The sequence below is a fragment of the Candidatus Nanopelagicales bacterium genome, from assembly GCA_018003655.1.
In the GTDB taxonomy this organism is placed as follows: domain Bacteria; phylum Actinomycetota; class Actinomycetes; order S36-B12; family UBA10799; genus JAGNDY01.
Window position 1 is genome coordinate 2,369 of record JAGNDY010000095.1, and the last position, 3,993, is coordinate 6,361.

The following is a 3,993-nucleotide window of genomic DNA, read 5'->3' on the forward strand; positions in this document are numbered from 1 at the left end:
AGAGCAGCCAGTCCAGCCCAGGCGGCAATGGCGCCGATCCGTTTGCGGGCACGGCCGAAACCACCGCCTACTGACGATTGCCGCCCGTGTAGCTCCTCGTCAGCGGCGGCGACCAGCGCAGCCATCGAGAACTGCGTCCCGAAGGCGATGAGGTACGCCATGACGACGAGCAGCACCAAGCCAGCCAGCCAGGGCGCGCCCTCTTCCGTGCCGCTGGCCATCAACACCACGGCGGGAACGCCCAGGATCAGGATCAGAACGACCCCGATTGCGAAGGCAACCACCGGGAACACCAGGAAGTAACGGTTCTCCTTGACCAGCGTCCAGCACTGGCCGGTAACCGATTTGCTCTGTGCCCATGAACTCATGGCCACATGGTCCCGCAGCGGCGGCGTGCGCGCTCAACGCCGCGCTCACGCGGGCACGAATCGACTAGCTGCGGCGACGACCGATCACCCAGTAAGCGATGGGGCCGACCGGTTGCACGACGCACGCCGCCACCCACATCAACTTGGGGCCTCGGACCTCGGCGCGATCACGCCGGGCCAAGTCCACCAGTGAGACGGTCGTGAGAATGGCCTCGAGCGCACCACCCACGATGATCAGTTGCTGCTGGCGTGACGTGAGGTCCTGCCATTGCTTCTTGTCGCTTTGTCCCATGGCGGCTATTCAACTCCTCGCTGCCCGGTTGCGATACCCCGGAATGGCCAAACCTGTACGGCACACACTGGCATCGACGCGTTATCTTTTGGTCACCAATCTGTCGGGAGCGGCCTCAAGACCAGTTCGGAGAATCCAATGGAGAAGGTATTCGAGATCTACATCCGCACCACCCCCGACCGACTTTGGAACGCAATCACCGATCCGGAGATCCGGGCCAAATACAACTTCGGTGCCCGCCTCATCTCCGACTGGACCGAGGGCTCCTCGTTCCAGATGTCCGTACCAGGCATGGACCGACCACTCGGTAAAGGCGAGATCCTTGAGGTTGATCCACCCTGGCGGCTGGTGCAGTCGATGACCGCGCTGTGGTCCGACGACGCTGAGGCGGAGGGAACCTCCCGCATCACGTGGGAGATCGAGCAGGTTGAGGACTCGTGTCGGCTAGTCGTCACCCACGATCAATTGCGCGACGGTGCGAACGAGGAACTCTACGGCGGCTGGCCGATGATCCTGTCCGGACTCAAGACATGGTTGGAAACCGGTGAGCTGCTGACGACGCCCGGCTCCCTGATGTACAAGAGCGCGGAGCGATAGCGCTGTTTGCCCAAGGGCCCGGCACGCCGGGTGACACTAGTGATCGCGCCAAATTGGCCCGCCGATCCACCAATCCACCGGGACCTACGCTACGAATGACTGTCAGAGGACGTATGCAACGAACGCGATTGGGGTGAGGACGCAGTGACTGTCATCCCGTTCGAGTCCCAGCCGGTCAGCGCGAGCGAGCCCGACGTGATTACCGAGTTGTTGGTCGCGACGTCACTCGGGGACGAGGACGCGTTCCGCAAGCTGTACGACGTCATGGCGGGATCGGTGTTCGGCCTCGTGAGGCGTGTTCTGCGCGATCCAGCGCAAAGCGAAGAGGTCGCCCAAGATGTCTTGGTCGAAGTGTGGCGACTGGCCCCGCGGTTCGACCGGGCCAAGGGGTCGGGCAAGACCTGGATCCTGACGATGGCGCACCGTCGGGCCGTCGATCGAGTTCGGTCTGCGCAGTCCGCCTCGGATCGCGATTACCGCTACAGCGTCGCCGCTCACGAACCGGACCAAGACACCGTTGCCGACGCAGTCGAAACCAGACTCGAGCAACGCCAGGTGAAGAACGCGCTTGGGTTGCTGACGCAGACTCAACGATCTGCGATTGAACTGGCCTACTACAAGGGCTACACCCACAACGAGGTTGCGGCAACGCTGGAGATCCCGTTGGGCACCGCCAAGACCCGACTCCGCGACGGACTCATTCACCTACGAGATGCATTGGGGGTGACCTCATGAACGACCAGCTAAACGCGCACACTGACAGCGACGACGAGCACCTGCTCGTCGGGGCCTACGCAGTGGATGCCGTTGACGAGATCGAGCGCGTGCGCTTCGAGCGGCACCTGCAAACCTGTGAATCATGCGCGCAAGAACTTCCCGAATTGCGCGAAGCACTCGCCCGCGTCGGATCGGCCGAGGCGAGTGAACCGCCAGCAGGAATGCGTGCCGCAGTCCTAGCGCGGGTCGCCAACACCCGGCAGGTGCTGCCGCCGGTGTCCGCTGGTCGGCCGGCGACTGGGTCGGTCTCCACCGGCGCTGGTCGCGACATCAGGTCACCAAGAAGGCGCAGTCTGAACCTCCTGGCTGCGGCAGCCGTGGTGCTCGGCGTCGTCGCGGGCGGTGCAGGTCTCTACACGTACCAGCAGAACCAGGACGCTGACATCGTGACCGCACAGGCCAAGGAGGTCAACGCGGTGGTGACCGCGCCGGATGCGCGGTTGAAGTCGCTGACGTTTGACGATGGGGCCAAAGCTGCGGTCATCACGTCGGCCCAGAAGGGCCAGGCGGTCCTGCTCGCTCGAGATGTTCCCGCGTTGCCTGCCGATCGGGTCTACCAATCCTGGACGTTGGATGCTGCTGGCAACGCGACCCCGGCAGGGACCTGGTCGCCCGGCACTGACGGATCAGCTGCGGTGCCGCTGCAGGGCTATGAGCGGTCAACGGCTGCGATCGCCGTGACCGTTGAGCCCACTGGCGGATCCGCACAGCCCACCACCAAACCGATCGGCGCAATCCAGATTTAGCATCGATCTGAGATTTCTTTGCCGCAATCCAATCCGCCCCCCGGGCCGCTCCGAATCACCCTCGACAGACACCAACCGAGGATGAAGGAGTCAGATCATGAACACAAAGACCAAGGCAGTCATGGGCGTCGCGGCAGCAGGAATCTTTGCCATCACCGCAGCGGGCTGTAGCAGCGATTCCGGTTCGTCAACATCGAGCACGAGCTCGGCCAGTCCGGTCTCCACCGCACCAGTTGCTCAGATCGACAACCTGACCGGCGTCGACACCGCAGTCGCGCTGGACAGCAGCTTCACCGACGCACTCACCACGCTGAAGCTCACCCCCGGGACCGTCGGCACTGCCAAGCTCAAGGACGGCTCGCTAATCTTCCCGATCACCGGCGGCAACGTCACGTACTACACCCCCGGCAGCGTGACCCCGTACGTCCAGGGAACGATCGACCATAAGGGCAGCGGCTTCTCCCTCGAGGCTGGCAACACCAAGGTCGACCTGACCAACTTCACCATCGATCCGGGCGTCTCCAAGCTCTACGGCGACGTTAGTGTCAACGGCAAGCAGGCAGCCAAGCAGGCGTACCTGTTCAACCTGGACGGCAGCACCCTGAAGCCGCTGCAAACAGGCCCGAACAACACCGCCATCCTGACTGGCACCCGCGTTCTGATCTCGGCTGACGCGGCCGCCGTGCTCAACGACACGTTCAAGACGACCGCCGTGCAGGATCAGATGCTCGTCGGCGTTGCAACCATCACGGTGAACACCAAGTAACCATCGCGAGATGTCCGCGCCCATCGTCGGCGCTGGTATTCACGCAGACGCACCGGCCCTGGGGTGATCTACCCCCAGGGCCGGTGTTTGTCGTGAGTGTCGTTCCTTTACCTCGAGCACTCTTTGGTGCTGGGGACTGCGTGCCCCCTAGAGTCCGTCGGCAAAACCCACCGACGCGTGGGATCCGTCGCAGAACGGCTTGTTTGACGAGGCACCGCAACGGCATAGCGCCTGGCGATCGCGCACCTCGTACTGCTCGCCCGAGGCACTCACGACGGGAATGCCGCCGCTCGCCCGTAGTGGTCCGCTGAGGTCACCGAGTTGCGGGTCCTCAATGAGGGCCAGTCCGACGGCGATTGGCTCGTCAAGCTCCTCGCCCGTAGTCGGGTCCTTAAGACCCAAGCGGCCGCCCGGACAGTGGTGCACGATTCCGGCGACGAGCGACTT

Annotated in this window: 6 protein-coding genes and 1 pseudogene; 4 read left to right on the plus strand and 3 right to left on the minus strand. The window is 63.6% G+C overall.

The genetic code is table 11. From position 1 onward, the window contains the following. Both KAZ48_10070 and KAZ48_10075 read right to left on the minus strand, forming a co-directional pair. Positions 1–368, minus strand: a 368-nt coding sequence (locus tag KAZ48_10070; GenBank protein MBP7973136.1) for a hypothetical protein, incomplete at its 3' end; no start/stop codon positions are given. A gap of 64 nt (positions 369–432) precedes the next feature. After that, on the minus strand, positions 433–660 hold the full coding sequence (locus KAZ48_10075) for a PLDc_N domain-containing protein (GenBank protein MBP7973137.1): 228 nt from the start codon (positions 658–660) through the stop codon (positions 433–435). Between the two features lie 114 nt (positions 661–774). Here KAZ48_10075 and KAZ48_10080 point away from each other — a divergent pair. The 4 genes and pseudogenes from KAZ48_10080 to KAZ48_10095 all read left to right on the plus strand — a co-directional run bounded on the left by KAZ48_10080 (position 775) and on the right by KAZ48_10095 (position 3,546). Beyond that, a pseudogene (locus tag KAZ48_10080) lies at positions 775–1,257 on the plus strand (SRPBCC family protein). Between the two features lie 153 nt (positions 1,258–1,410). Continuing rightward, positions 1,411–1,992: an ECF RNA polymerase sigma factor SigK gene (gene sigK / locus KAZ48_10085; GenBank protein MBP7973138.1), complete on the plus strand. Its 582-nt coding sequence runs from the start codon at positions 1,411–1,413 to the stop codon at positions 1,990–1,992. Next, positions 1,989–2,780 (plus strand): anti-sigma factor, encoded by a 792-nt coding sequence (locus KAZ48_10090; GenBank protein ID MBP7973139.1) that lies wholly within the window; start codon positions 1,989–1,991, stop codon positions 2,778–2,780. The genes sigK and KAZ48_10090 overlap by 4 nt, the downstream gene beginning before the upstream one ends. 97 nt (positions 2,781–2,877) lie before the next feature. Further along, complete coding sequence (locus tag KAZ48_10095) at positions 2,878–3,546, plus strand: hypothetical protein (GenBank protein MBP7973140.1); 669 nt, start codon at positions 2,878–2,880, stop codon at positions 3,544–3,546. 147 nt (positions 3,547–3,693) lie between these two features. Here KAZ48_10095 and KAZ48_10100 read toward each other — a convergent pair. After that, on the minus strand, positions 3,694–3,993 hold a 300-nt coding region (locus KAZ48_10100), incomplete at its 5' end, for a CDGSH iron-sulfur domain-containing protein (GenBank protein MBP7973141.1).

What these genes read in the sequence shown, in the direction of transcription:
- KAZ48_10075 (MBP7973137.1), bottom strand. Translation starts at nt 660, where the DNA reads ATGGGACAAAGCGACAAGAAGCAATGGCAGGACCTCACGTCACGCCAG.
- KAZ48_10090 (MBP7973139.1), top strand. Translation starts at nt 1,989, where the DNA reads ATGAACGACCAGCTAAACGCGCACACTGACAGCGACGACGAGCACCTG.
- KAZ48_10095 (MBP7973140.1), top strand. Translation starts at nt 2,878, where the DNA reads ATGAACACAAAGACCAAGGCAGTCATGGGCGTCGCGGCAGCAGGAATC.